This window comes from Paraburkholderia fungorum (assembly GCF_900099835.1).
GTDB classification, from domain to species: Bacteria; Pseudomonadota; Gammaproteobacteria; order Burkholderiales; family Burkholderiaceae; genus Paraburkholderia; species Paraburkholderia fungorum_A.
The window spans coordinates 1,463,294-1,489,060 of the sequence record NZ_FNKP01000001.1 but is presented as its reverse complement, the minus strand read 5'-3'; the positions used below and the strand labels follow the sequence as shown (position 1 = coordinate 1,489,060).

At 58.6% G+C, this 25,767-nt stretch carries 17 protein-coding genes, 2 tRNA genes and 3 rRNA genes; 7 read left to right on the top strand and 15 right to left on the bottom strand.

The features are described from left to right. Nucleotides 1–15: 15 nt before the first annotated feature. The 3 genes from BLS41_RS06595 to imuA are packed head-to-tail and all read right to left on the bottom strand — an operon-like array spanning nucleotide 16 to nucleotide 6,210. Nucleotides 16–3,699 (bottom strand): error-prone DNA polymerase, encoded by a 3,684-nt coding sequence (locus BLS41_RS06595; RefSeq protein WP_143026229.1) that lies wholly within the window; start codon nucleotides 3,697–3,699, stop codon nucleotides 16–18. Then, the gene (locus BLS41_RS06590) at nucleotides 3,672–5,471 is read right to left on the bottom strand and encodes a Y-family DNA polymerase (RefSeq protein WP_074766326.1); all 1,800 of its coding nucleotides are present in this window, start codon (nucleotides 5,469–5,471) and stop codon (nucleotides 3,672–3,674) included. The genes BLS41_RS06595 and BLS41_RS06590 overlap by 28 nt, the downstream gene beginning before the upstream one ends. Continuing rightward, nucleotides 5,371–6,210, bottom strand: coding sequence for a translesion DNA synthesis-associated protein ImuA (imuA, locus tag BLS41_RS06585; RefSeq protein ID WP_074763563.1), 840 nt, complete (start codon nucleotides 6,208–6,210; stop codon nucleotides 5,371–5,373). Before imuA ends, BLS41_RS06590 begins: the two co-directional genes overlap by 101 nt. A gap of 520 nt (nucleotides 6,211–6,730) precedes the next feature. Here imuA and BLS41_RS38280 point away from each other — a divergent pair. Next, on the top strand, nucleotides 6,731–7,000 hold the full coding sequence (locus BLS41_RS38280; RefSeq protein ID WP_074763562.1) for an IS66 family transposase: 270 nt from the start codon (nucleotides 6,731–6,733) through the stop codon (nucleotides 6,998–7,000). Between the two features lie 31 nt (nucleotides 7,001–7,031). Here the strand turns inward: BLS41_RS38280 and tnpC are convergent, their stop codons facing one another. The 9 genes from tnpC to BLS41_RS06535 all read right to left on the bottom strand — a co-directional run bounded on the left by tnpC (nucleotide 7,032) and on the right by BLS41_RS06535 (nucleotide 16,619). Continuing rightward, the gene (tnpC, locus tag BLS41_RS06575) at nucleotides 7,032–8,612 is read right to left on the bottom strand and encodes an IS66 family transposase (protein WP_074762619.1); all 1,581 of its coding nucleotides are present in this window, start codon (nucleotides 8,610–8,612) and stop codon (nucleotides 7,032–7,034) included. 63 nt (nucleotides 8,613–8,675) lie between these two features. Beyond that, nucleotides 8,676–9,014 (bottom strand): IS66 family insertion sequence element accessory protein TnpB, encoded by a 339-nt coding sequence (tnpB, locus tag BLS41_RS06570; RefSeq protein ID WP_074762618.1) that lies wholly within the window; start codon nucleotides 9,012–9,014, stop codon nucleotides 8,676–8,678. Then, a complete protein-coding gene (gene tnpA / locus BLS41_RS06565; protein ID WP_083379920.1) occupies nucleotides 9,011–9,385 on the bottom strand; it encodes an IS66-like element accessory protein TnpA in 375 nt (124 codons plus the stop codon). The genes tnpB and tnpA overlap by 4 nt, the downstream gene beginning before the upstream one ends. A 363-nt stretch (nucleotides 9,386–9,748) precedes the next feature. Next, nucleotides 9,749–9,862: ribosomal RNA gene (rrf, locus tag BLS41_RS06560) — 5S ribosomal RNA — on the bottom strand. 168 nt (nucleotides 9,863–10,030) lie between these two features. Beyond that, nucleotides 10,031–12,910 (bottom strand): 23S ribosomal RNA (locus BLS41_RS06555). 322 nt (nucleotides 12,911–13,232) lie between these two features. After that, a tRNA-Ala gene (locus tag BLS41_RS06550) sits at nucleotides 13,233–13,308 on the bottom strand. 57 nt (nucleotides 13,309–13,365) lie between these two features. Beyond that, nucleotides 13,366–13,442 (bottom strand) — tRNA-Ile (locus tag BLS41_RS06545). A gap of 64 nt (nucleotides 13,443–13,506) precedes the next feature. Continuing rightward, nucleotides 13,507–15,037, bottom strand: a 16S ribosomal RNA gene (locus BLS41_RS06540). Together the 16S, 23S and 5S rRNA genes with 2 tRNA genes alongside form the textbook arrangement of a ribosomal RNA operon. Before the next feature lie 466 nt (nucleotides 15,038–15,503). Beyond that, nucleotides 15,504–16,619: an AI-2E family transporter gene (locus tag BLS41_RS06535; protein WP_143026228.1), complete on the bottom strand. Its 1,116-nt coding sequence runs from the start codon at nucleotides 16,617–16,619 to the stop codon at nucleotides 15,504–15,506. A 273-nt stretch (nucleotides 16,620–16,892) separates the two neighbouring features. On the opposite strand from BLS41_RS06535, the gene BLS41_RS06530 reads away from it, so the two are divergent. From BLS41_RS06530 to BLS41_RS06515, 4 genes are all read left to right on the top strand, one after another. Then, entirely contained in the window at nucleotides 16,893–18,107 is a 1,215-nt protein-coding gene (locus tag BLS41_RS06530; protein ID WP_074763561.1) for a DUF2863 family protein, read from the top strand. Nucleotides 18,108–18,457: 350 nt separating this feature from the next. Further along, complete coding sequence (locus BLS41_RS06525) at nucleotides 18,458–19,330, top strand: response regulator transcription factor (protein ID WP_074763560.1); 873 nt, start codon at nucleotides 18,458–18,460, stop codon at nucleotides 19,328–19,330. 117 nt (nucleotides 19,331–19,447) lie between these two features. Further along, entirely contained in the window at nucleotides 19,448–20,122 is a 675-nt protein-coding gene (locus BLS41_RS06520; RefSeq protein ID WP_074763559.1) for an energy-coupling factor ABC transporter permease, read from the top strand. Between the two features lie 200 nt (nucleotides 20,123–20,322). Beyond that, the gene (locus BLS41_RS06515) at nucleotides 20,323–20,952 is read left to right on the top strand and encodes a BspC domain-containing protein (protein ID WP_074763558.1); all 630 of its coding nucleotides are present in this window, start codon (nucleotides 20,323–20,325) and stop codon (nucleotides 20,950–20,952) included. 111 nt (nucleotides 20,953–21,063) lie between these two features. Here BLS41_RS06515 and BLS41_RS06510 read toward each other — a convergent pair whose 3' ends face one another. Together BLS41_RS06510 and yaaA are read right to left on the bottom strand one after the other, a co-directional pair. After that, the gene (locus BLS41_RS06510) at nucleotides 21,064–22,218 is read right to left on the bottom strand and encodes a M14 family metallopeptidase (RefSeq protein WP_074763557.1); all 1,155 of its coding nucleotides are present in this window, start codon (nucleotides 22,216–22,218) and stop codon (nucleotides 21,064–21,066) included. Between the two features lie 44 nt (nucleotides 22,219–22,262). Further along, the gene (gene yaaA, locus BLS41_RS06505; RefSeq protein WP_074763556.1) at nucleotides 22,263–23,045 is read right to left on the bottom strand and encodes a peroxide stress protein YaaA; all 783 of its coding nucleotides are present in this window, start codon (nucleotides 23,043–23,045) and stop codon (nucleotides 22,263–22,265) included. 57 nt (nucleotides 23,046–23,102) lie between these two features. Here yaaA and BLS41_RS06500 point away from each other — a divergent pair, with 57 nt between their 5' ends. Next, complete coding sequence (locus tag BLS41_RS06500; protein ID WP_074763555.1) at nucleotides 23,103–23,600, top strand: putative toxin-antitoxin system toxin component, PIN family; 498 nt, start codon at nucleotides 23,103–23,105, stop codon at nucleotides 23,598–23,600. 150 nt (nucleotides 23,601–23,750) lie between these two features. Continuing rightward, nucleotides 23,751–24,923: a pyridoxal phosphate-dependent aminotransferase gene (locus tag BLS41_RS06495; protein WP_074763554.1), complete on the top strand. Its 1,173-nt coding sequence runs from the start codon at nucleotides 23,751–23,753 to the stop codon at nucleotides 24,921–24,923. A 129-nt stretch (nucleotides 24,924–25,052) separates the two neighbouring features. Here BLS41_RS06495 and BLS41_RS06490 read toward each other — a convergent pair whose 3' ends face one another. Continuing rightward, complete coding sequence (locus tag BLS41_RS06490; protein ID WP_074763553.1) at nucleotides 25,053–25,700, bottom strand: glutathione S-transferase family protein; 648 nt, start codon at nucleotides 25,698–25,700, stop codon at nucleotides 25,053–25,055. Between the last annotated feature and the right edge of the window lie 67 nt (nucleotides 25,701–25,767).

Sequence of the window (25,767 nt, the reverse complement as noted above, 5' to 3'; positions counted from 1 at the left end):
GCCGGCGAACCGCCATCAATGAAAATCGCGGCTCGTAGTCGCCAGTTCGCCGAGCCAGTTGCTGAGGTCTTCGAGACGATGGGCGACAAGGTGAACCACCTCGCCCTGGTGTTTCTGCTTTTTCTTCCGGCTGCCGTTGTCTTCCTTATCGGCATTACCGCCACCGGTGAGCACGCCGTCGTCGCGTTGCAAAACGCCGTAAACCGCCAGCAACGATGCGCCCAACAGCGCCTTGCGCTGCTTTTCCACTAGCGACGGCCAGACGATCACATTGACCGAACCGGTTTCGTCTTCGAGCGACACGAACACGGTGCCGTTCGCCGTGCCCGGCCGCTGCCGCACGGTGACGATGCCGCACGCGCGCACCAGCGTGCCGTGCCGGCTCGCAGCAAGCTGGGCCGCCGTACGAAAGCGCTGTTGCGCAAGACGCGCCCGCAACAGCGCTAGCGGATGACGATTGAGAGTGAGCCCGATGCTCGCGTAGTCGTCGACGATCTCGCGGCCTTCGGCCGCCTGCGCCAACGCCAGCGGCGCTTCGGCGATCGGCGCGTCACGCAGCAGCTTCGGCACGATATGTTGCGCAGTCACCGCCCACCAGGCTTCCCGCCGATGCCCGGCAATACTGACCAGCGCATTCGCCGCGGCAAGCGCTTCGAGATCGCGTCGCGCCAGAGCCGCACGACGCGCCAGATCGTCGACATTGGAAAACGGCGCGTCTTTGCGGGCCGCCATGATGCGCTCGGCAGCGTCTTGCGCGAGCCCCTTGATCAGTTGCAAACCGAGGCGCACAGCCGGCCCGCGCAAACCATACGTGTTCGACGGCTGATACACGCGTGCGGCAAGTCGCTTTGCCGCCCACCGGATCGTCCGGCTCACCGACAATCGTCGCAAAGAAAGATCGCGCAATTGCTGCGCCGACAGCACCGCCTGCTGACGACGCAACAAGGTTTGCGCTGCTGAAATCCGCTGCCCCTCAGATTCGCGCTGTTCGAAACACGACTCCCAATCGCTTTGCGTCACATCGGGCGGCAATACCTTGACGCCGTGACGCTTCGCATCCTGAACCAGTTGCGACGGCGAATAGAACCCCAACGGCTGACTGTTCAGCAACCCCGCGAGAAAAGCGGCCGGCTCATAGCGCTTCAACCATGCGCTGAGATAAACCAGCAACGCGAAGCTCGCCGCATGACTTTCAGGAAACCCATACTCGCCGAAGCCCTCGATCTGATTGCAGATACGCTCGATAAACTCCTGCTCGTAACCGCGCGCGAGCATGCGATCGCTCAAATCCTTCTGATATTTCGCGAGGTTGCCACTGCGCCGCCACGCGGCCATTGCACGACGCAACTGATCAGCCTGCTCACCGGTATATTTCGCCGCGACCATCGCCAGATGCATGACCTGCTCCTGGAAAATCGGCACCCCAAGAGTACGTTCGAGCACGGGCCGCAATTCGTCTTTCGCGTAATCGACCGGCTCAAGACCCTGCTTGCGACGCAAATAGGGATGCACCATGCCGCCCTGAATCGGCCCCGGTCGCACGATCGCCACCTCGATCACCAGGTCGTAATACTCCTTCGGTTTCAGACGCGGCAGCATGCTTTGCTGTGCGCGCGATTCGATCTGGAACACGCCGATCGTGTCGGCATGGCCGCACATCTCGTAGACGCCACGATCCTCGCGCGGAATGTCCTGCATCCTGAACGCCGGAAAGCCGCGTCTTAATGCGACAAATTCCAGCCCGCGCCGGATCGCCGACAACATGCCGAGAGCGAGCACGTCGACTTTCAGCAGCTTGAGTGCGTCGATATCGTCCTTATCCCACTCGATCACGCTGCGGTCTTTCATCGTCGCGTTCTCGATCGGCACAAGCCGCGACAGCTTGTCTTTCGCGATCACAAAACCGCCGACGTGTTGCGACAGATGACGCGGAAAAGTGCGCAACTCGTTCGTGAGACGAATCAGATATTGCGTAGTGTGGGAGTTGGCATCAAAGCCCGCTTCGGTCAGATATTTAGCGACCGCGTCCGGGCCGTCCCACCACTGCTGCGACTTGCTGATCCGCTCGATCAGCGACGCCTCCAGACCCAGCGCCTTGCCGACGTCCTTCAATGCACTGCGCGTGTGATATGTAATCAGCGATGCCGTCAACGCCGCCCGATGGCGACCGTACTTCGTATAAATATATTGGATGACCTCTTCGCGACGCTGATGCTCGAAGTCGACGTCGATATCGGGCGGCTCATTACGCGCGCGCGAGATGAATCGCTCGATCAGCATGTTCATACTGATCGGATCGATTTCAGTGACATGCAGGCAGTAACAGACAATCGAATTCGCCGCCGACCCTCGCCCCTGGCACAGAATGTTTCTGGAGCGAGCGAAACTCACGATATCGTGCACCGTCAGAAAATACTTTTCGTATTTCAGATCGGCGATCAGGCTCAACTCCTTTTCGATCTGGCCGATTCGTTTCAGGTCCATGCCTTGCGGCCAACGTTCCATGGCACCGGCCATGACCAGCTTGCGCAAATAACTCGACGGCGATTCGCTGGCGGGCACCAGTTCTTCGGGATATTCATATGCAAGTTCCGTAAGCGAGAAGCGGCACAGCGCGGCGACGCGCAATGTTTCTTCGAGCGTGTCCCGTGGATACAGCTTGCCGAGCCGGACCCGAGTGCGCATGTGCCGTTCCGCGTTCGGTTCGAGTGCGTGACCGCATTCAGACAGCGGCGTGACGCGGCCGATGGCGGTCATCGTGTCCTGTAAGGGCTTGCGCGATCGCGTGTGCATGAGCACGCCACCCGCTGCGACCAGGGGCAATCCGCTCGCTTGCGAAATCATCCGCAACGCGTCGATCTGAAGATCGTCGCTGCCGGTTTGCCATAGTTCAAGCGCGATCCACGCACGCCCTGCCGCGAACGATGCGAGCCAGTGCGCGCAATACAACGTATGCGAGAGCGTTGCCGTACGCTGCGGCACGAGGAGCAACACGCAATCGGGCAACGTTTTCAGATGCGCCAGATGTGGGAGTGCATCGGTGAAGTCCGATGGGCCGAGACGATAGCTGCCCTTCTCCGCGCGCGATCGCGCCAGCGTAATTAGCTCGGAGAGGTTGCCATATCCATTGCGGTTGATTGCTAACGCGACCAGCGTGCAGAACGGTTCGCCGTTTTCATCGGTCAGGTTGAGTTCGCTGCCGATGATGAGGTGGGGGATGGGTTTTTGCGGTTCGGGTTGGGCGTCGGCGTCGGTCTCTGCGGTTTCTGGTTGCGCTTCAGGAGTTCTTGCTTCGTTTCTTGCCGAAGATTTTCGCGTCTCTTCGTGCGGAACTGCGGCTTCTTTTACGTCTTCAGCGGAGATTGGTGCTTCTGTACTTTCTGCGGCTTCGGCTGCCGTCTCCTTCTCACGCTCTTTCCGTTGACGTTCCCGCTCCTCGCCTATTTCTTTCAGCCTCACATGAGCCCGCACGACACCCGCCAACGAGCATTCGTCAGTGATCGCGAGCGCGCTGTAGCCGCGCGACATGGCCTGCTCAACCAACTCATGCGGATGCGACGCGCCGCGCAGGAATGTGAAATTAGTTAGGCAATGCAGCTCGGCATACGGCGGCAAGTGTGCCGTGGACGGCTGTTGAGCAAGTTGCGATGACTGGAAAATGTTCACCACACTCAACCGAACAGGCCTTGCAAATACCATTCGCCCTTCTCGGTACGCTCCCGATACACCCAGAACATGTGGCCGCGATCGTCGGCGGCAACGTAATAATCCCGTTCGACAATATCGCCGTCCCACCACCCCGCTTCAATCCGCTCGGTACGGGTCAGCATTTTCAACGGACGACGATAGACCGGGCGCTGGTCGCGCATCATGAGGCGCAATGGTTTGTCGAGCATCCAGAGTGGGCGCGGCTGGCTGGGTAGAGGGGTGTCGGGCAATGCCAGACTGTGTTGAGGGTTGGCTGGGTGAGGGAGTATGGGGGCTTGGTTGGTCGCGTTGGTCGCGTTGGTCGCGTTGAGGTCAACAATGTTCTCAGCCATAGTGCCCGAATCTACCGCGGCTGCTCTCGCCATCACCTCGCCCTTCATACGCGCGCCTTCTTCGGCATTCTTCAACTCGTCGATCAGCCAGGTCTTATCTTCCCGAACCTTCGTCCGCCCCTTCGCCGACGAACGCCTCTTGCGCGAAAACGCCTTCGCCTGATAAGCCTCGACGCTCATTGCCCGTTCAGGGCGATGATCGTCCTGCACCGACATCTGCAACACATTTTCAGGCCCCAATCGCGCGCTCAATCGTTCGAGCAGGCGCGCAATCGAATCGCCGTCCGATTCGGGCATCGGAAACAACGTATCGGATTTCCCTGCATATTCGACAATCTGATCTGCAACCAGCTTCAACTCGATGACCGGCGCAGCCAGAACCGTTTGATTCAACTTTTCCCGCAATAGCCAGATCAGATGATCCGCGTCACGCGACGGGATCGCCCACGCGACGTTCAGGCTGGATGTCTTCGGAGCATGACGTGATGCCAATTCATGCTCCATCAGCAAGGTATAACCACTGAGTGCCGCATGATGCGCACTCAGCCAGCCGGCCAGTTGCACGATCAGCCGACGCGCGGCGAACAGCAACGCGTCCGCGTTATCGACACGCGACGGCAATTCCAGTTGCGCATGAAACGATGCCGGCGCACGAAACGCTTCGCGCGGATCGGCACGAGTGCCGTACGCCTGTGCCAGCAGGTCCAGGATGCCGCTACCAAAACGCCGCACGACACCCGTCCTTGGCAACCGACGCAAATCGGCGAGCGTAATGCAGCCGACATGCGCGAATGCATCACGATGTACCTGCGCTACCGGCAATAACGAAACCGATAACCCATCGAGAGCACACTCGAGAGAACTCTGCTTGATCACATGCCAGCGATGTCGCTGCCGGCCAACGCGCGCCTGCGCCAATAACCACGCGCCCCAGGCTGTTGGTGCACAGGAGATGCGCGCCGTATAGCCGAACTCCGCCACTGTCGCAGACACTCGTAACAACAGCATGCGCAAGCCGCCAAACAATCTCAAACCGGAACCGACTTCCAGCAACAAGGTGTGAGCCTCGGCGAGCGACACTTTCGGCGTGTATGTCAACAGCGCGAGCGCGATCGCCTCGAATGCCTGAGTCTCACGGCCTATGTCGGCGGCTAGCAACTTCAATCCTGGCGCAAGCGCCAACGCAGAGGAACGCGAATGACCGGCCTGCACTCCTGCACACAATGCGTCGAAATCCGGCAGCAGAATGTGTGCGTGATCAGCCAGCGCATAACAATTCCCCGCGGCGGCGTCCTGGACATCCTGAGCTTTGCTTGCCTCGTCGCACAACTCATACCGCTTCGGCTTCGCGAGCGAACCATCCGGACGCGGAACGAGAGGCTTCACTGCTTCGAGCGACAAGAGTGGCAATGTGATTGCGATCCACAACATGTTTGACCTCGGGGTCCTGGCGGCTGCCGGCTCCGTTTTCCGGTAGCAAAACGCCTTGTAACGGCAAAACGAGACGCAGAGGTGCGGCGAGAGCGGGACCACGACGCTTGAAGATATCGATCGACAAAGCGATCTCCTGCAACCATTGGCGACGATTGATCGTCTGCGCATTAGGAGGCAAAAGTGGCTCGCAAATTATTCGCAAAGGCGCGGGTGAAGATTGCGTGGCGACCTCGGCAGGCCTGATCAAAAAGGCCAGCGCTGTCGATTCCTGAGCGGCCACTTGCAGACGCCGGACCTTGTCGGCGCGCACATTCGGCAGCCATACCAGAACCGCGCCGATGCCCTCCTGCTTCAATGCCTGAGTAGCCGCCCACAAAGCCTGATCCTCACCTGAGCGCACCCATAAGACCCGCTCGACATCGACACCCCAGGCTCTCAAAGCCGCAGCACATGGCTTATAGGGAGGCGCAACGAGCATGACATGCCGCCCGGCCTGCTTTGTCAGATGGCAAAGCGCATGAGCCAGCAGACGCACCTCCCCCACCCCACAATGTTCGATCAATAACTCGGTCAGACTGCCAGCCGACCAGCCTTGCCCCGGCAGCAGTTGATCTAGCGCCGTATAGCCGCTAGAAATTACGCGAGACTCTGCCTCGGCAATCTCATTGCCCTGCCACACCTGACGCCGCAATTGCGACGACAGCGTAGCCGTCACAAGCTGAATCGCTGCCGCCATAGACACGCTCGTAGAAAGGAAATGCTCACCCTGCTCAAAAATCGAGCAAGCTTGGGAGATGAGTTGATACTGTATATTTATACAGTACTTTGCAGGAAATGTTAAGGACGAGTGGCGCAGCGAAGTGTCACGATTCTTATTTTAATTTTGTCAGACAGTTTGATTTACGCGGAACTCCGAACGATACAGTAGTGAGTTAAATTTCCGCTTTGTGCGCCCCTTCGTGAGCGCCCGACCATCTCGTCGTGAGTTGCGTTAACGGTCTCGGAGCATCGTGTCCCTTTTAAATAGGGAACGGGTGAACACTGTCGAAGAAGAAGTAGTGCTTGGCCGACGTCGGGATCCGCACGATAGCGCGGAATTCAAAAGCCTTGGTAGTGGCCGGCCGCCGAAGACCTGTTGTATCGCTTGCCGCCATCGCGTTGAATCACAAGCTAAACGCGAGGCTGTCAGGGCGCTGGGGGAGGAAGAACAAAGGTAGACGGCCAGTGCGGGTGCGGGCACGGGCGCTTAAGTAACGTTGTGCGATGATTACGGCAGGTGGAAGACGTCGTTCCGGCAGAGCATCACTGAAATGGGATGTGCATCACATGCGAGACCGAAATTCTTTGATCTGCATGCAAATTACATGCATGCCCGGTTGCAGGGCTGGCTCTCCCGCCCTTCTCTTCCTTTCGCTGTGCTTTACGACATCGAGCACGAAGCGTGCGGTCCCCATGACCAGCAAAAAAACAGTGTGCGAGAGGCCTTACGAATGGATGGTTACGCAGCGCAAGCTAGTTGCTTGTAGGCGACCGGCAAACCCGCCTTGACGAATTGAATTATCGAACAGGGTCCGCTGGTTGCCAGCGATGAGGCAGTAATGTCGCGATATCGCTGGCCCTGTGGGTTGGCAGCTGTGTGAGGACGTCTTTCAGATAGGCGTGTGGTTCGTGCCCATTCAGTTGCGCTGAACGTAGCAGACTCATGATGGCTGCGGCTCGTTTTCCGGCTCGAAGTGAACCAGCGAACAACCAGTTCGACCTGCCAATAGCCCAAGGGCGTATCTGGTTCTCAACCCAGTTATTGTCGATAGGCACGTGACCATCATCGAGATAGCGGGTCAGCGCATCCCATCGTTTAAGACTGTAATCCAGCGCTTTGGCAATTGCCGAGCCTTCCGACACCAGCTTGCGCTGCGCCGTCATCCATTCGTGAAGTGCGTCGCAAACCGGTTTGGCCCGACTTTGCCGGAGGGTGTAGCGTTCCTCAGCTTGCAGTGTTACGGCATCACGCTCGATGTCGTAAAGCGCAGCGAAGAACGGCAGCGCCTGCGCGGCGATCTGACTGCTGTGATTAGTGTGCAGATCGAAGAACTTGCGTCTCGCGTGCGCCGCACATCCGATTTCAGTGATGCCCTGCTGGAATCCAGCCTTGTACCCACTGTAGTCGTCGCATACCAGTTTGCCTTGCCAGCCAGCGAGGAACGCGCGGGCATGTTCGCCTGCACGGCTGTCGGCGAAGTCGTAGACCACGGCGCGCAGTTCACTGTAATGCGTCGGCGTATATGCCCACAGATACGCGCGATGTGTCTTGCCTTTGCCCGGACTGAGCATCTGTACCGGCGTCTCATCCGCATGCAGCACACCCTGCTGCAGGATTTCCTGGTGCAGCGCGTCGACCAGCGGTTCTAGCTGCACGCCGCACGTGCCGACCCATGCGCCCAATGTCGAGCGCGGAATCGCGACGCCTGCTCGCCCAAAGATCTGCTCCTGACGGTACAGCGGAAGGTGGTCGGCGTACTTGGCAACCAGCACTGACGCCAGCAGTCCCGCGGTCGGGATGCCCTTGTCGATGACGTGCGCTGGCACCGCAGCCTGAATCAGTGTTTCGCAGTGTCTGCACACCCACTTCCCACGGATATGCCGCTCCACGGTGAACACGCCCGGCGTGTAGTCCAGCTTCTCGCTGATGTCTTCGCCGATGCGCACTCGCTCGCAGCCACACTGGCATACGGTGCTCTGCGGTTCGTGGCGAATCTCTGTGCGTGGCAATTGCGCCGGCAGCGCGGCACGCTTCGGCTGTTGGGGTAGCGGCCCGGTGGTGTCTTGTGGCTGAAGTTGCTCGAGCTCAACTTCAATGGCGGCGAGATCCGCGTCAATCGCCTCATCCAGCAGATTCATCTGATCGCGGCTGACCTGCTCGCTGCGCTTGCCGAACTGATAACGTCTGAGAATCGATATCTCGTGGGTCAACTGGTCGATCCGGGTCTGCCGGTAGCGTAGCTCCCGCTCTTTCTCACCGACCTCGCGGGTCTTCTCCTCGATCTCCCGGTCCCTGTCTTCGACGCGCGCAATCAATTGTGTGGCGAGCGCACGCAACTGTTCCGGGCTAAGAGCATTGAGGTCGGCTGGCAGGTCCATGCAGACGAGTCTGCCAGAACCCCGGAGAGCGCGAAAGCGCGACTGTTTACGTCCCTGGCGTCTTCAAATGACACGGATCACACCGTTCGCGCCGATGCGCTGCCACGGCAAACCCACTACCAGACCTTCGAGCTGTTCCTGCGTGAGCGCGTATTGCCTGGGCTCGCTACCGGCGCGCGGCCAGACGAATTGGCCCTCATTCAGCCGTCGCGCGGCCAGCCAGATGCCAATCCCATCGTGAACCAGGACCTTCAGGCGGTTGGCCCGCCGGTTGGCGAACAGGTACGCATGGTGTGGATGCGCGGCGCCGAACACGTTGATCACCCGACCCAGTGCCGTATCGAATCCGGCCCGCATGTCCAGCGGGTCAACTGCCAGCCACACCTGATCAATACGGATCATGCGAGCCACTCGCGCAGCCAGGCGGCGCATTGCGCTGCCTCTGAGGTTGGCCAGCTCACCGTTATCGACAGGTCCGCGCGACGCACCTCGACGCGAATCTCAGCTGTACGCGTGTTTCGCATCTCAAGTGGCAGCGGTACAAATTCCGGTGTCGGTGTCCGCGCCGCTGATGGGGGCGCTGTCAGGTCGCTACGGGCCACAAGCACACAATCGTTCGTTTCGGCCTGCTCGACCCAGCGTCGAAGCAGATTGGCGTTCAGCTTGTGGTGCAACGCGATAGCCGCGAGCGACACCCCCGGCCCCTGGCAAGCTGCCACAACCTGAGCCTTGAACTCGATACTGTAGCGCCGGCGTCGTCGACGGCCAGGCACTACTCCTTCTTCAATAGTGTTCACGTGTCCACCTATTTAAGTGCACACGATGCTCCCACGACTTTCAGCGCAACTCAAGATGAGATGACCGGGCGCTTACAGTTGCTTTCGGAAAAGGTTCATCGAATGCGAAAGCGCTGAATTACAGCCTTAAGCATCGGGAAGCGCTAACGCGCTATTTAGCGCTGGGTTGGGATGCCGTGCATATCATGGTCGCGGCCGCAGCGCGCTCCTGCCATGGCCGGGATTCCTCTGCAGCCTGCGGGATGCGCCCCCCCCCCGACGCTTTCAGGATGGTGAATCGGTGCGTGTAAACGCAGAAACCCCACCTTTGCGGGGTGGGGTTTCTGATGCTGCTGGGGAGCCTGACGATTACCTACTTTCACACGGGCAATCCGCACTATCATCGGCGTGGAGTCGTTTCACGGTCCTGTTCGGGATGGGAAGGGGTGGTACCGACTCGCTATGGTCATCAGGCATGACTTGTTGTCGCACTGCTCGTGGAGCAATACAACCAATCTGGAAGAAGTAGTTTCTGGTGATGCTCACCAGAGAAGCTTTTGGGGTTGTGCTGTTTCTGGCACAACACTGATCACTCAACCGTGCGTCTCGTGTCCCTTTGCGGGAGCAAGACACACCTGTTATAGGATCAAGCCTTACGGGCAATTAGTATCAGTTAGCTTAACGCATTACTGCGCTTCCACACCTGACCTATCAACGTCCTGGTCTTGAACGACCCTTCAAGGGGCTTAAAGCCCCGGGGATATCTCATCTTAAGGCGAGTTTCCCGCTTAGATGCTTTCAGCGGTTATCTCTTCCGAACATAGCTACCCGGCGATGCCACTGGCGTGACAACCGGTACACCAGAGGTTCGTCCACTCCGGTCCTCTCGTACTAGGAGCAGCCCCCTTCAAATATCCAGCGCCCACGGCAGATAGGGACCAAACTGTCTCACGACGTTTTAAACCCAGCTCACGTACCTCTTTAAATGGCGAACAGCCATACCCTTGGGACCGGCTACAGCCCCAGGATGAGATGAGCCGACATCGAGGTGCCAAACACCGCCGTCGATATGAACTCTTGGGCGGTATCAGCCTGTTATCCCCAGAGTACCTTTTATCCGTTGAGCGATGGCCCTTCCATACAGAACCACCGGATCACTATGACCTGCTTTCGCACCTGCTCGACTTGTCGGTCTCGCAGTTAAGCACGCTTATGCCATTGCACTATCAGCACGATTTCCGACCGTACCTAGCGTACCTTCGTACTCCTCCGTTACACTTTGGGAGGAGACCGCCCCAGTCAAACTGCCTACCATGCACTGTCCCCGACCCGGATAACGGGTCAAGGTTAGAACCTCAAACAAACCAGGGTGGTATTTCAAGGTTGGCTCCACGCAGACTGGCGTCCACGCTTCATAGCCTCCCACCTATCCTACACAGATCGGTTCAAAGTCCAATGCAAAGCTACAGTAAAGGTTCATGGGGTCTTTCCGTCTAGCCGCGGGGAGATTGCATCATCACAAACACTTCAACTTCGCTGAGTCTCGGGAGGAGACAGTGTGGCCATCGTTACGCCATTCGTGCAGGTCGGAACTTACCCGACAAGGAATTTCGCTACCTTAGGACCGTTATAGTTACGGCCGCCGTTTACCGGGACTTCAATCAAGAGCTTGCACCCCATCATTTAATCTTCCGGCACCGGGCAGGCGTCACACCCTATACGTCCACTTTCGTGTTTGCAGAGTGCTGTGTTTTTATTAAACAGTCGCAGCCACCAGTTTATTGCAACCCCTTCACCCTTTGCCCGCAGGGGCATCAAGCTACAGGGGCGTACCTTATCCCGAAGTTACGGTACCAATTTGCCGAGTTCCTTCTCCCGAGTTCTCTCAAGCGCCTTAGAATACTCATCTCGCCCACCTGTGTCGGTTTGCGGTACGGTCTTGTTAAACTGAAGCTTAGAGGCTTTTCTTGGAACCACTTCCGATTGCTTCTTCACCTAAGTGAATGGCCTCACACCCTTGAATTCCGCGCCCGGATTTGCCTAAGCGCCTTCTCCAATGCAAGGACCGGGACTTCCAACACCCGGACAACCTTCCGCGATCCGTCCCCCCATCGCATTTAACAATGGTGCAGGAATATTAACCTGCTTCCCATCAGCTACGCATTTCTGCCTCGCCTTAGGGGCCGACTCACCCTACGCCGATGAACGTTGCGTAGGAAACCTTGGGCTTACGGCGAGGGGGCTTTTCACCCCCTTTATCGCTACTCATGTCAGCATTCGCACTTCCGATACCTCCAGCACACTTTTCAATGCACCTTCGCAGGCTTACGGAACGCTCTCCTACCATGCACATAAATGTGCATCCGCAGCTTCGGTATATTGCTTAGCCCCGTTACATCTTCCGCGCAGGACGACTCGATCAGTGAGCTATTACGCTTTCTTTAAAGGATGGCTGCTTCTAAGCCAACCTCCTGACTGTTTTAGCCTTCCCACTTCGTTTCCCACTTAGCAATATTTGGGGACCTTAGCTGGCGGTCTGGGTTGTTTCCCTCTTGACACCGGACGTTAGCACCCGATGTCTGTCTCCCGTGATTGCACTCTTCGGTATTCGGAGTTTGCTATGGCGTAGTAATCCGCAATGGACCCCACAACCATGACAGTGCTCTACCCCCGAAGGTGATACACGAGGCACTACCTAAATAGTTTTCGGAGAGAACCAGCTATTTCCAGGTTTGTTTAGCCTTTCACCCCTATCCACAGCTCATCCCCTAACTTTTCAACGTTAGTGGGTTCGGACCTCCAGTACGTGTTACCGCACCTTCATCCTGGCCATGGATAGATCACCTGGTTTCGGGTCTACACCCAGCGACTGAATCGCCCTGTTCGGACTCGCTTTCGCTACGCCTGCCCTAATCGGTTAAGCTTGCCACTGAATGTAAGTCGCTGACCCATTATACAAAAGGTACGCAGTCACCCCTTGCGAGGCTCCTACTGTTTGTATGCATGCGGTTTCAGGATCTATTTCACTCCCCTCCCGGGGTTCTTTTCGCCTTTCCCTCACGGTACTGGTTCACTATCGGTCGATCACGAGTATTTAGCCTTGGAGGATGGTCCCCCCATCTTCAGACAGGATTTCACGTGTCCCGCCCTACTTGTCGTACACCTAGTTCTTCCTCGCTGCTTTCGTCTACAGGGCTATCACCTGCTATGGCGGCACTTTCCAGAGCCTTCGACTAACAATGAAGATAAAGAGTACAGGCTGGTCCCATTTCGCTCGCCACTACTCTGGGAATCTCGGTTGATTTCTTTTCCTGCGGTTACTTAGATGTTTCAGTTCACCGCGTTCGCTTCTCATAGCCTATGTATTCAGCTATGGATACTCCATTAGGAGTGGGTTTCCCCATTCGGATATCGGGGGATCAAAGCTCGTTTGCCAGCTCCCCCCCGCTTTTCGCAGGCTACCGCGTCCTTCATCGCCTGTGATCGCCAAGGCATCCACCACATGCACTTGTTCGCTTGACCCTATAACGGGTGTGTCTCCCGCCGTCTTCACTGGGAAGACCGCGTTTTCTCACACTCGCTACAGGTTGAGTATTCGTGTTGCGCCGTATTCCAAGGCAATCTTTCGATCACCTTTTCATACATTGATACAATCACAACCCTGATCCACCTACTCACACACCCATCTCTAAGTATGCTTTCGTGAATCTCTTTACTACTTCTTCCTGATTGTTAAAGAACGACAGCCGATATCGCGATTGCTATAACCGCGTATCCCTACTGACTGGCTCAATCGCCAATGCATAACGTTCTGCGCATTCACAGAACACTAGGCATTGAAGATTGGTGGAGGATGACGGGATCGAACCGACGACCCCCTGCTTGCAAAGCAGGTGCTCTCCCAGCTGAGCTAATCCCCCAGTCATACAGATATCACAGAGGTTTTTTATCGATTAGTGCAGCCACCGCAGAAACAGTGGTGGGTCTGGATGGATTCGAACCATCGACCCCCGCCTTATCAAGACGGTGCTCTAACCGACTGAGCTACAGACCCCTGAGTCTGTCTTGATTTACAGCCGATAAGCGTGAGCGCTCAACACTTGATGCGTTAGCTCGAGAAAGGAGGTGATCCAGCCGCACCTTCCGATACGGCTACCTTGTTACGACTTCACCCCAGTCATGAATCCCACCGTGGTAAGCGCCCTCCTTGCGGTTAGGCTACCTACTTCTGGTGAAACCCACTCCCATGGTGTGACGGGCGGTGTGTACAAGACCCGGGAACGTATTCACCGCGGCATGCTGATCCGCGATTACTAGCGATTCCAGCTTCACGCACTCGAGTTGCAGAGTGCGATCCGGACTACGATCGGTTTTCTGGGATTGGCTCCCCCTCGCGGGTTGGCGACCCTCTGTTCCGACCATTGTATGACGTGTGAAGCCCTACCCATAAGGGCCATGAGGACTTGACGTCATCCCCACCTTCCTCCGGTTTGTCACCGGCAGTCTCCCTAGAGTGCTCTTGCGTAGCAACTAGGGACAAGGGTTGCGCTCGTTGCGGGACTTAACCCAACATCTCACGACACGAGCTGACGACAGCCATGCAGCACCTGTGTTATGGCTCCCTTTCGGGCACTCCCACCTCTCAGCAGGATTCCATACATGTCAAGGGTAGGTAAGGTTTTTCGCGTTGCATCGAATTAATCCACATCATCCACCGCTTGTGCGGGTCCCCGTCAATTCCTTTGAGTTTTAATCTTGCGACCGTACTCCCCAGGCGGTCAACTTCACGCGTTAGCTACGTTACCAAGTCAATGAAGACCCGACAACTAGTTGACATCGTTTAGGGCGTGGACTACCAGGGTATCTAATCCTGTTTGCTCCCCACGCTTTCGTGCATGAGCGTCAGTATTGGCCCAGGGGGCTGCCTTCGCCATCGGTATTCCTCCACATCTCTACGCATTTCACTGCTACACGTGGAATTCTACCCCCCTCTGCCATACTCTAGCCCGCCAGTCACAAATGCAGTTCCCAGGTTAAGCCCGGGGATTTCACATCTGTCTTAGCGAACCGCCTGCGCACGCTTTACGCCCAGTAATTCCGATTAACGCTTGCACCCTACGTATTACCGCGGCTGCTGGCACGTAGTTAGCCGGTGCTTATTCTTCCGGTACCGTCATCCTCCCCGGGTATTAACCAGGAAGTTTTCTTTCCGGACAAAAGTGCTTTACAACCCGAAGGCCTTCTTCACACACGCGGCATTGCTGGATCAGGCTTGCGCCCATTGTCCAAAATTCCCCACTGCTGCCTCCCGTAGGAGTCTGGGCCGTGTCTCAGTCCCAGTGTGGCTGGTCGTCCTCTCAGACCAGCTACAGATCGTCGCCTTGGTAGGCCTTTACCCCACCAACTAGCTAATCTGCCATCGGCCGCCCCTGTAGCGAGAGGTCCTAAGATCCCCCCCTTTCCTCCGTAGAGCGTATGCGGTATTAATCCGGCTTTCGCCGGGCTATCCCCCACTACAGGACACGTTCCGATGTATTACTCACCCGTTCGCCACTCGCCACCAGGGTTGCCCCCGTGCTGCCGTTCGACTTGCATGTGTAAGGCATGCCGCCAGCGTTCAATCTGAGCCAGGATCAAACTCTTCAGTTCAAACCTGTTACTGTTTTTCGGTTCCGTTAAGAACCGGTCGCTCACTCAACGTACTGACGAATGATTCATCTGTCCGAGGACAGAAAAACCTTCCTTTCATTACTGTGTGAGACTTGATGCTTTTGCTTTGCAGCAGACCCCGAAGGATCCACTCGCATCGCGTATCAAGCGCCCACACTTATCGGCTGTTAATTTTTAAAGATCGATCCGCTCACAAAACTGCGCCCACTTCAACCACCCGGCACCGCTTCGTTCTGCGTCGCTGCGTCTGCAGCAGAGAAACGAGATTATGAGGAACTTTCGCAGCGTCGTCAACAGGTTTTTATCACTTACCAAACCTGCCTACTTCGCTGGAAGCCTTGCCACTGCTGGCTTTCCCGCTTCCCCGTGCTCCGGTATCCGAAGCACGAAAGAGCGAGATTCTAGCGAGCTGCGCAGGCAGTTGCAAGCGTTATCTGAAGTTTATTCAAGGTGTCTTTTCTACGCGGGCGGCATCATCTGGGAGGGGTACCTGGAGATCGGGCGCTAACGCACGGCCGCCCGGCGCACCGATTGTCCAGTCATGCAGTACGGTATAAGCAACCGCCAACAAAGTCGGCCCGATGAAAACGCCAAGGAAGCCGAAGGCTAACGCGCCCCCGAGGATACCCAGCATCACCAGGATCAAAGGCATGTCGCTATTCTTGCCAATCAGGATCGGCTTGATGACGTTGTCGGACATGCCGACAACCAGCACGCCCCACACCACCAGGAAGATCGCCCAGCCAGTTGCGTCGCCGTGATACAGCCAGATCGCTGCGGGTAACCAGACGATCACCGGCCCACCCGGCACCACCGACAAAAAAAACGTCGCCAGCCCAAGCAGCGCCGGCGCAGGCACGCCGGCGATCCAGCAACCAAAACCAGCAAGAATCCCCTGTACGAGGGCCGTGCCGAGAATCCCGTAGACGACGCCTTTTACCGTGCTGCCCGCCAGCGCCAGCAAATAATCAGCACGCTCGCCAGCAATACGCCGCATGCCGGCATTCAGCCACGCCGCCGCCCCTTCCCCGCCCGTGTAAAAGAAGAACGCAAGGATGATACTCAACGCCAGCAGCCCCAAGCCGTGCGTGACGGCAAGCCCCGCTGCCAGAATCCACTTGCCGGCCGGCGCCGCAAGCGTGTGCAACTGAGCGATAAGTTCCGAATTGCTGCTCGTCAGACGTGCCCAGAAGGCCACGATGCTCGAACCAACCACCGGAATCCCATCGACCCAAGGCGGCAAATCAGGCAAACCGGCTTCAAAAAGCCTCTGCACCAGCGCAACGATGTCATGGACATGCGCACCGAATGCAAAGCCCGCATAGACAAACGGCCCGAGCACGACAATCAGAATGATGAGCACGATCAACGTGGCGGCCCATTTGCGCCGGCCACCGACCGCTGCAGTCAGCCTCCGGTAGAGACCCCACGAGCTGTAGCTGAGAATGGCGCCCCACAATAACGCGGTCGTAAAAGGCGCCAGCACCAGCAACGAGCCGCCCACGAGAATGATCAGCGCAAAAACCGCGGCTAGACGCTCGATCAGTTGGTCCGATTTCACGATGAATCTCCTATTGCGCCAGACCACGGCGACGAATTGACATATGCCAGTCAGGCGGCCACTGAACGCCGTCAGTATAGAAGCGGGGGGCGCCCTCGGGGAGCCTCTTATATCATTCGCTCAAGGCCTCGTGGAGCAGGCTCAGAAGCCACACGCAACAGGCTGAATTTTCGTGCAGAAACGCCCTAATTCATCCGGCTCTGCCGGCCAAACAATATGGCGGCATAGAAACGACTAGAATATAAGGTTCTGTGCCCCCCAAATTCTGGATTTATGCGCTCGCGAATCGCCAAACGTCTCCCCCCCGATGCCGACAAGCTCGTCGGTCTCTCGCTCGCGCTTTTCGCGTCGGGCAGCCGCACCGAGGACCGCTTCTGGGAAGCGAAACTCGACGCGCTGCTGACCAAGATCGTCCGCAACGCCAACCAGACTACGCTGGACGCGGCGCTCGATCATCTGCAGCAGAATCATCCTGACGCTTATGGCGCGCTCGCCGACATGGCGGAAACCCACAGCGAGTCATTCATCGTCGAGCATGACGGCGTGCCTTATGAGGCGCTGCTGATCGCCGCGCCCGTGCTCGCGTGGACCCGCTACGTGATCCCGTCGGGCCCGCTCAAGACCGACGCTGCCGACGCGCTGCGCGCGCACCTGCAAGCCCACGTGCTGGCCGCAAACACGCGCGTCGCGATGGCGCCGTTCCTGTACAGCATCGACCAGTTGCCGCGCCATCACGTCGAAACGTGGCGGATCGCGCAGCAACTCACGCAGGCGGCTCTGGCCGGCGGCAACATCAAACTCAATTTCGGCGAACTGCCGGAAACCTCACCTATTCTGGCCGACCCGCGCTTCCTGCTGGCCGTCGTGGCTGCGCCGGTGGGCGAGCCGGCATTCCGCTGGCAGGAAGAGGAGCACGGCAACCGGATCGAGCGCGGCCAATGTCTTGAGCAGTGGTCCACGCAAGGAGGCGCCAACCTGTCGCTGGCGCTGCCCGGTTGCGAATTCGAGTGTCTGTTGCCGGACGCTTACTACTCGGCATGCCGCGATGCCGACGAAAGCGTACGCCCTCACACCGTGCGTACCGCCGTGCGTTATCTATTCGACACAATTGGCGCGGCGCCCCAGGAGCTGCGAGCGGTGGTCGCCGGTTTCGGCGAACGCCGTATCGACGAATACCGGGTTGGCTTCACGCGCCGGGGCAGCAACGACGTGATTTACGGCGTCGTGTGGCCGCTCTACGGCCGTGAGAACGGCGAGCCGGGTATCGATGAAGAACCGCAGGAAACCGCGGCATCGGACGATCCGCTTGAAGAAATCGTCGCGTTGCTGAAGGAAACCGGTGTGACCGAAGTGCGGCGTCACGCCGGGCGCTTCGAGCCGGAATATTGCGACGACTGCGGCGTGCCGCTTTATGCAGACCCGCTCGGCGAGATCGTTCATGCCGAAATGCCTGAAGACGCGGAACCGGCGCAGCCTCACTTCCACTGAACCTTGGCGCGTACGCCGTCGCACGCTGTTGTAGAAATGTCGCAGAAGCAACGCAGCCTCCAAAAGAATGCCGCTCAGTTTTAAGAACTGAGCGGCATTTTTCATTTCAGGGCGATGCCAGCCAGCCGCCCTTTCGCACGTCTTTGCCCGCCAGAAAAGACCTCGACCAGGCGACGTCAGCGCCTTCACAGGCGCTCTTACTCATTCTTCCTATGCCTTCTGGACAGGCCGTCAAATCGAAGGGAATTTGTCATGATAGTCACGGCGACGCATCGAGGCTCACCCCGGTCATTTGCCGGGGATGCGATGCGCCACCCGCCCTTTCGTCAGATCCACCTGGAGACATGTGCATGCGATTCTCAATACTCAACTCAAACGCAGAACGACGTGATGGGCTCAAGGCATTGCTGCGTCAGATCGACCGGCTTGCACGCTTCACCGAAGCACAGGATTGGCGTCAGATTGAGCGCACGTTCAAGCGTCACCGGCCCGACCTGTTGGTAATCGACTGGCAGGACTGGATGTCGATGGAAGAAGTCCGCCATCTGCTCAGCCACTATCCCGATTTACGCGTTGCCGTGATGACGGACCAGACTTCTCCGGGCAAAGTTCGGGAACTCATGGACGAAGGCGTACTCGGTGTCGTGCCGCGCGCAACTGATCCGTGCCTGATCGTGCGTGCCTTTGAAATGGTGCTGCTCGGCGGCCACTACGTGCCGCCCGGCGCGGTGGCGCTAGATCCTCCGTTGCCGCCGGACACCACCATCCGGGTATTCGACGAGAAAAATCCACCGCCACGTCGCGCCAGATTGTCGAGCGGACTGTCGCCCCGGCAGGAGCAGATCATGCGCTGCGTGCACATGGGCAGCACCAACAAGATGATCGCGCGCACCCTCGGCATCAGCGAGGGCACCGTCAAGACCCATTTGACCTGCATATTTCAGCAACTCGGAGCGTCCAATCGCGCCGCCGCGGTTGCGCTCTATAACGGCTGGATGTCGAGTCATCTGCAGGTTCTCCGCAATAACAGCGACGGCGCGGCTCGTCCCGTCGTAGAACAAACCAGCGCGGCCCCTTCGAAGCGCGCTGCGCGGCGGCGCTTCCAGTATCCGTTGCAGGCCGACGACACGAACGCGCCATTGCCGATGGCTGCCGAACCCGCGACGCCTTACGGCGACGCGCCGCCCGCCGGGCCGGAGCCTGAACCCGTGGAGCAGGACTAGGCATGCGGGTCGTCGCTGGGCACACCCAAGTCCGATAAGCATTTTCTTGAGGCGTTTGCGCTACCTGGCATGGAATCCGCTCCCACTTTTTCTCGTCCAACGAGTAATATGAGATACATGGGTTTCCTCTACACACCGCTTCCGTTCTGGGTCGCTGTCGGTGGCTGGATCGCCACTGCGATAGTGGTCGCGCTCGCGCTGTGGAAAAATCCTTTCAAACGACTTCAGGACAGCACGCTACAGCACGTCTGGCTTGCGATCATCGTCGCAGTGTCGGTGCTGTGGGCGAGTAATGCCTGGCTCGACGACGGCACTGTGATGCACCTGCTCGGCGCCACGTTATTCGTCACGTTATTCGACTGGGCGCTGGCGCTAATCGCCATGGCGGTGGTCACCGGTCTTGCGGCCGTTGTGTTCGATGCCCCGTGGCAGGGCATCGCGCTCACTTTCCTTGTGTACGGCGCACTGCCTGTCGGCATTTCGACGCTGCTCCAGCGCATCAGCATCGCGTGGCTGCCACGCAACCTCTTTATGTTCATCTTCGGCCAGGGCTTTGTTTCGCCCGCTATCGCCGTGTCGCTCACTGCCGCTGCGGCGCTCGGTCTTCATATCGCTCTCGCGGATGGATCGACGACCGTGGTGCCAGCCGGCTACGCGTTCAGCGTGCTTCTGCTCGCCACCGGCGAGGCTTGGTTCACGGGCATGTCGACTGCACTGATCGCCGTCTATCGTCCAGCGTGGGTGACCACGTATGATGTGCGCAGATATCGACTGGGCGGTCCACGCACCTGAGATTGAGCTGCATCCAGTTGGGCATCTCGCGCGTTTCTTTAAAACATCGCGTTTTAAACGTCGCATGTGACAGGCGCCCGTTGCTGTTTGAACCGGACCCGCGCTTCACGACACATCAAAATATTTGTGTCAGGATTGAACTCCATCCGCTCGCCGGGCATCTTACGAACCTCATGTCCCATTAGCGTCTAAAGAACTTGATGGATCGCACCAACACACCGCGCCGATTGCTGCGGCTGGTCGGCCGGTTGGCAACACTTGCTGCGAGTCTCTCGCTCATCTGTGCCGCGCCCGCCTTCGCCGATCAACTCGAACAGCACAACGACCTCGTCAACAAATTCGTCAATGACCTGCATGCGGATCCGCTCGTTGCGGACTGCGCTGCTCATGGCGACTTTGTTGCAAGCACCTCCACTGCCTTCGATCACGTCGAGTTTCCACCCAGCTCATTCGACAGCGCGCACGCGTCGGTCACACCGTGGAACGATTCGTTCGACGAAGGCAAACAGCGCGTCAAGGTAGACAACATCGTCACAGTCGAAGGACTTGGCGTCCGTCAGAACGGAAACGGCGATCCGGCCGATCTGAAATTTCGCTGCGGTTACGTCGGTGCACAGATGCTGGCGTTCAGCTGGAACGATCCTGTGCCTCCGGCACGTGCCCGTAGCGAACCTTCGTCAGGCAAACATAAGAACTCGAAGGGCAAGCACTCGGCCAGCGGCACCAAAGCTACGAAGAAATCGTCGAAGAGCGGCGGGGGCAAATCGTCCCGAACGCCGTCGAGCAAATCGGCCACGAAGAAGACATCAACCAAAAAGAAGACTCAGTGATGCTTCAGGCGGCGATCGTAAAACGCCGTCTGCCCGCACACGCAAAAAAACGCGGCACACACTCTCACGTGTGTGCCGCGTTTTTTTATCCAGCAGCGTTTGTTCAACGCTTCAGGCGAACGTCTCCACGTGATGCAACACCGCCTGCAACATCGCCGCGCCCAGTGATGCGCTGCGATCGCCGTTCCAGCCGACGCGCTCGTCAGGCAAATTGGCGTTGTCCTTGAACGGCATTTCCAGCGTCAACGACAGGCAGCCGAATTCATTGCCGATGTACTTCGACGCCAGCTTCAGCGCATCCTCGCGATACTTGCTCGCGGCATAGCCGTATTTGTCCTGGAAATCAGGACTCGCCTGCTTGAATGCCTCGATGAACGCCTTCTGTTCCTGTCCTTGCCGCTCGGTGAAACCCGGCAGCATTTCAGAACCGGCCACGAACACATACGGCAACGCTTCATCGCCGTGGATATCGAAGAACAGATCGCAACCGGTCGCGTGAATCGCGTCGCGCACCACCAGCACCTCGGGGCTACGCGCGGCGTCCGGCTCCATCCATTCGCGGTTCAGATTCGCGCCCGCCGCGTTCGTGCGCAGATTGCCGTGCACGCTGCCGTCCGGATTCATGTTCGGCACGATGTAGAACACCGCGTGATCGTAGAGCTTTCGCGCGACCGGGTCGCCGGCCCAATCGCCCCAGCCCGCGAGGCGCTTCACCAGCCCTTCGATAAACCATTCGGCCATCGTTTCGCCGGGGTGCTGGCGCGCGATCAGCCAGATCTTCTTCTTGGGCGTGTCGTCGGTTTGCGGCGCGCCGAGCGTGAGCAGCGACATGGGCCGACCTTCGACCGTCGTGCCCAGTTCGGTCAGCGATGCCTGCGGCAGTTGCTGAACCGCGCCGAGAAACTCCGAATGACGCTCTTCGCTATACGGCTCGAAATACGCGTAGTAAATGCGGTCGAAATCCGGTGTGTGATCGATAGTCAGAACGCGGCCGTCGTACGAGGTCGGCACGCGAAACCAGTTCACGCGGTCATAGCTCGCGACCGCCTGATAGTCGCGCCAGCCCTCGGCGAACGCACACGCGGCCGCGTTCTCGAAGGTCATCACGCAGCGCTCGCCCGCCGCACCCGACACGCGAAAATAAAACCACTGTGCGAACTCGGCATGGCTGTCCGGCCGCACGCGCAGACGGATGTTGCCGGCGTCCTCGCAGGACAGCACCTCGATCGCGCCTGCGTCGAAATTGCTCGTAATCGATATCGTCATGATGTCCTTCCCTGCTCGATGATGTTGCACACGCGACAAAACGCTTAATCGGCGACGCGGCGGCGGAATACGTAAGTGGAATCGTTCGATGCTTCTGCGTCGAACGCATAGCCTTCGGAGTCGAACTCTTTCAGCTTCTCGGGCTGGTCGACACGGTTTTCGACCGCGTAGCGCGCCATCAGGCCGCGCGCGCGTTTGGCGTGGAAGCTGATGATCTTGTAGCGGCCGCCCTTCCAGTCTTCGAAAACGGGCGTGATGACGGGCGCGTCGAGCAGCTTCGGCTTGACCGATTTGAAGTACTCGGTCGACGCGCAATTCACCAGCACGCGCGAAGCCGTGGCGTTCTTCTTCAACTGCGCATTCAGAGCCTGCGTGATGCGCTCGCCCCAGAACGCGTACAGATCCTTGCCGCGCGGATTGGCGAACCGCGTGCCCATTTCGAGCCGGTACGGTTGCAGCAGATCGAGCGGACGCAGCAACCCGTAGAGACCGGACAGCACGCGCACATGGTTCTGCGCATAGTCCAGATCCGCCGGCGACAACGTCTTCGCGTTGAAGCCCTCATACACGTCGCCATTGAACGCAAGCACCGCCTGCTTCGCATTGTGCGTGTCGAATTTCGGCGACCATTCGGCGTAGCGCTGAAAATTCAGGTGCGCGAGTTGATCGGAAATATCCATCAACGAGGCGATCTGCTGCGGCGACAAACGGCGCAATCCGCCGATCAATTCGGCGGCGTCATCGACAAAATCGGGGATCGTGTGCTTTTTGACGTGCGGGGGGGTTTCGTAGTCGAGCGATTTCGCCGGCGACAGAACGATTATCATAGAGGCTTGCAGGCACGCCGTGCCTGGCGGTCAAAGACGAAAGCCAGATTGTAACGAATGCCCGGTTCCCATGCCTCACACGACGCCTTGCGCGTCGTCCTCGATTCCAATGTGTGGATCGATATTCTCGTGTTCGACGACCCGCACACGCGGCCCATCGCGGCCGCGCTCGAAAGCGGCACGCTTGCCGCGCTGATCGACGCGCGGTGTCTCGCCGAACTCACTTACGTACTCGACTATCCGCAATTCGTGCATCGAAACGTGGATAAAGCGGCCGCGCTGGCTGTCGTCGCGCGACTCGCGCAACTGGTCGAACCCGCACAGCCCGCCGAAGACGCGAAGCCGCTGCCCAAATGCAAGGATCGCGACGACCAGAAGTTTCTCGAACTCGCGCACGCCGCGAAAGCCGACTGGCTGGTGTCGAAAGACCGCGCGGTATTGAAGCTTGCAAAGCGGATCGCGCGCGATTTCGGTTTCCAGATTGCGCAGCCCGCGCCGTTCGTCGCCGCGATCAGCACTTCGCTGAGCGACGCCGACGAGCCCGCTCCCGCGTGATTCCCGCTGTGCTGGCCTTGGCCGAACGGCTAACGAAGGCCTCGCGGCGCCCACACGCCGCCGCGATTCCCTACAATCAGGCTTCGTCCTTGCCCGACGACGCGCTTCGCCCAATTCGCCAACTCTCTTGCCAACGCTTCGGATAGCGCCATGAATGCACTGCACGACACGCCCATGAGTCCCTCGTTTCCTTCGCGCCTGCCGAATGTCGGCACGACGATTTTCACCGTGATGAGCGCGCTCGCCGCCGAAAAAGGCGCGGTCAACCTGGGCCAGGGCTTCCCCGATTTCAATTGCGATCCGCGCATTGTCGATGCGGTCTCGAACGCGATGCGCGACGGCCACAACCAGTACCCGCCGATGGCCGGCGTCGCGCCGCTGCGTCAGGCTATCTCCGACAAGATTGCAAACCTGTATGGCCGCCGCTACGACGCCACGAATGAAATCACGGTGACTGCGGGCGCGACCCAGGCGTTGCTGACCGCGATTCTGTGCACCGTTCATCCGGGCGACGAAGTGGTGGTGATCGAGCCGACTTACGACAGCTACCTGCCGTCGATCGAACTCGCCGGCGGCAAGCCGGTTTTCGTCACGCTCGACGCACCCGACTACGCGATCCCGTTCGACAAGCTCGCCGCCGCCATCACGCCGAAAACGCGGCTGCTGCTGATCAACACGCCGCACAATCCGACCGGCACGGTCTGGCGCGCGGAAGACATGCGCAAGCTCGAAGAGATCGTGCGCGGCACCAACGTGCTGATCCTTTCCGACGAAGTGTACGAACACATGGTCTACGACGGCGCGCCGCACGAAAGCGTTGCGCGTTACCCGGAACTGGCACAGCGCAGTTTCGTCGTGTCGAGCTTCGGCAAGACCTATCACGTGACGGGCTGGAAAGTCGGCTACGTGGCCGCGCCTGCCTCGCTCACCGCCGAATTCCGCAAGGTGCATCAGTTCAACGTGTTCACGGTGAATACACCGATGCAGATCGGTCTCGCCGAGTACATGAAAGACCCGGCGCCCTATCTCGACGTGCCGACGTTCTATCAGAAGAAGCGCGACTTCTTCCGCGCCGGGCTTGCCAACTCGCGCTTCAAGTTGCTGCCCTGCACGGGCACCTACTTTCAGTGCGTCGACTATTCGGCAATCAGCGATTTACCCGAAGCCGAATTCGCACAATGGCTGACCGGCGAGATCGGCGTCGCGGCCATTCCGGTGTCGGCGTTCTATCACGAGGCGCATGAATCGGGCGTGGTGCGCTTCTGCTTCGCCAAACAGGAAAGCACCCTCGCCACCGCGCTCGAACGGTTGGCGCGGCTATAAAAAATGCTCCGCGCGACGCTTCGAACGAACCTCCGTTCCTCGCTATCGCGCGCAGCGGCTGAGGCGTGCGCCGCGCGCCTCAGCATGCTTCCCTGCTCGAAAAACCTGCAGCACCCGCGTTACATCCCATCAAGCCGGACGCGACGCCGCGATATACGCTTTGCGGTCGTCGGTCACACGTTGCGCTGCCGGTCGCGCGTTGATCTCCTTCACATAGCTTTTCCAGTCGAGGCCTGCGTCGAGCAGAAAGTCGCGACCGTAGATGGTCTGCGTCGCCATGCCGACCAGCGGCAAGCTCACATAACCGGCTGTGTCCGCGACGCTGAAGCGCTCGCCGCCCAGATACGGCCCGAACTTTGCGATCCGTTTGAATCCCGCAATGTGATGTGCGAGCAGCTTCTCGATACGCCCCTTCGTCGCGTCGGTCACGGTGCCGCCGAAGAACGCTTCCTTATACAGATTGCGCGCGGTCAGTTCGAGATGCACGTCGACGAACATGATCAGCTCGCGCTCCTTTGCGGCTTCCCAAGGGTCGGCAGAAAAAATCGCCTTGTCGGGAAAGCGCGCGGCCAGATACTCGACGATGCATTGCGACTCGCACAAATCGCCGTCTTCAGTCTGCAGATAAGGCACCTTGCCGAGCGGAGAATGCTCGAGCACGGCCTCGTCCTGACTCGGCGTCACGAACACTTCTTCGAACGGAATGCCGTGTTCGAGAAGCACGAACTTCACTTTGTTGTAGTAGTTAGAGAGCGCGAAACCGCACAGCTTGAGCATCCGGTGTCTCCTTTTTTCGGGTTGTATAAGACCGCTCGTCCGAGTCAAAACGCACATCGACGCAGCG

Bases quoted from the DNA above. Each gene is read 5' to 3' on its own strand.
- BLS41_RS06595 (WP_143026229.1), bottom strand. From the start codon at position 3,699: ATGGTATTTGCAAGGCCTGTTCGGTTGAGTGTGGTGAACATTTTCCAG.
- BLS41_RS06590 (WP_074766326.1), bottom strand. From the start codon at position 5,471: ATGTTGTGGATCGCAATCACATTGCCACTCTTGTCGCTCGAAGCAGTG.
- imuA (WP_074763563.1), bottom strand. From the start codon at position 6,210: ATGGCGGCAGCGATTCAGCTTGTGACGGCTACGCTGTCGTCGCAATTG.
- tnpC (WP_074762619.1), bottom strand. From the start codon at position 8,612: ATGGACCTGCCAGCCGACCTCAATGCTCTTAGCCCGGAACAGTTGCGT.
- tnpB (WP_074762618.1), bottom strand. From the start codon at position 9,014: ATGATCCGTATTGATCAGGTGTGGCTGGCAGTTGACCCGCTGGACATG.
- BLS41_RS06530 (WP_074763561.1), top strand. From the start codon at position 16,893: ATGCGCTCGCGAATCGCCAAACGTCTCCCCCCCGATGCCGACAAGCTC.
- BLS41_RS06525 (WP_074763560.1), top strand. From the start codon at position 18,458: ATGCGATTCTCAATACTCAACTCAAACGCAGAACGACGTGATGGGCTC.
- BLS41_RS06520 (WP_074763559.1), top strand. From the start codon at position 19,448: ATGGGTTTCCTCTACACACCGCTTCCGTTCTGGGTCGCTGTCGGTGGC.
- BLS41_RS06515 (WP_074763558.1), top strand. From the start codon at position 20,323: ATGGATCGCACCAACACACCGCGCCGATTGCTGCGGCTGGTCGGCCGG.
- BLS41_RS06510 (WP_074763557.1), bottom strand. From the start codon at position 22,218: ATGACGATATCGATTACGAGCAATTTCGACGCAGGCGCGATCGAGGTG.
- yaaA (WP_074763556.1), bottom strand. From the start codon at position 23,045: ATGATAATCGTTCTGTCGCCGGCGAAATCGCTCGACTACGAAACCCCC.
- BLS41_RS06500 (WP_074763555.1), top strand. From the start codon at position 23,103: ATGCCCGGTTCCCATGCCTCACACGACGCCTTGCGCGTCGTCCTCGAT.
- BLS41_RS06495 (WP_074763554.1), top strand. From the start codon at position 23,751: ATGAATGCACTGCACGACACGCCCATGAGTCCCTCGTTTCCTTCGCGC.
- BLS41_RS06490 (WP_074763553.1), bottom strand. From the start codon at position 25,700: ATGCTCAAGCTGTGCGGTTTCGCGCTCTCTAACTACTACAACAAAGTG.